We start from the raw sequence: 550 nt of genomic DNA, 5'->3' as shown, positions 1-550 counted from the left end.
ACCGCTTGGGACATGCGTGCCGTGCAAGCTGGCAGGCAAGGTCGCGGCGTCATTGGCGACGACCAGATCGCCGGGGTTGAACAGCGTCGCGAGTCCAGCTCGCGGCCGGTCGCGCATCGTGCCGTCGGCCTCGACGACGAACAGCCTGGCGGAGCGCCGATCGGGACGGTCGGCGGCAATCATGTATGTGCCCCGGCGAGACGCGTAGAGCGGACCGACAACGCGTCGAGCATCTTTTCGATGATCTCGGCAGCAGCCAGCTCGGGGCGCTTCAATGTCGACGGATCGGCGTCAGGAAGCGCCAGCGCGTGCAGCGGGGTGTCCATATCGCCGGGGTCGAGCGCGAGGAGCCGGATGCCGTCGGCTTTTGCCTCCTCGTCCCAAATCGCCGTCAGATGGGCAAGAGCGGCCTTGCTCGCGCCGTATGCTCCCCAGCCGGGATAGGCGTTCACCGCGGCGTCGCTGGAAATGTTGACGACCAGCGCGCCGCGGCCCTCGCGTGCGGACGCGGCAAGCGCACCGAACAGGGCTTTCGTCAGCCGGAACGCGC

The 550-nt window shown here is 68.4% G+C and carries 2 protein-coding genes; both read right to left on the bottom strand.

Going from position 1 to position 550, the window contains the following annotated elements; genetic code table 11:
* Nucleotides 1–183: S-adenosylmethionine:tRNA ribosyltransferase-isomerase (locus tag NKI97_RS35420; RefSeq protein WP_352838615.1), on the bottom strand; the 183-nt coding region annotated here is incomplete at its 3' end.
* Nucleotides 180–550: SDR family NAD(P)-dependent oxidoreductase (locus NKI97_RS35415; RefSeq protein WP_352838614.1), on the bottom strand; the 371-nt coding region annotated here is incomplete at its 5' end. The genes NKI97_RS35415 and NKI97_RS35420, both read right to left, overlap by 4 nt.

It is taken from the genome of Mesorhizobium sp. M0296 (assembly GCF_040321675.1).
In the GTDB taxonomy this organism is placed as follows: Bacteria; Pseudomonadota; Alphaproteobacteria; order Rhizobiales; family Rhizobiaceae; genus Mesorhizobium.
This window is presented reverse-complemented; position numbering and strand designations above follow the sequence as displayed.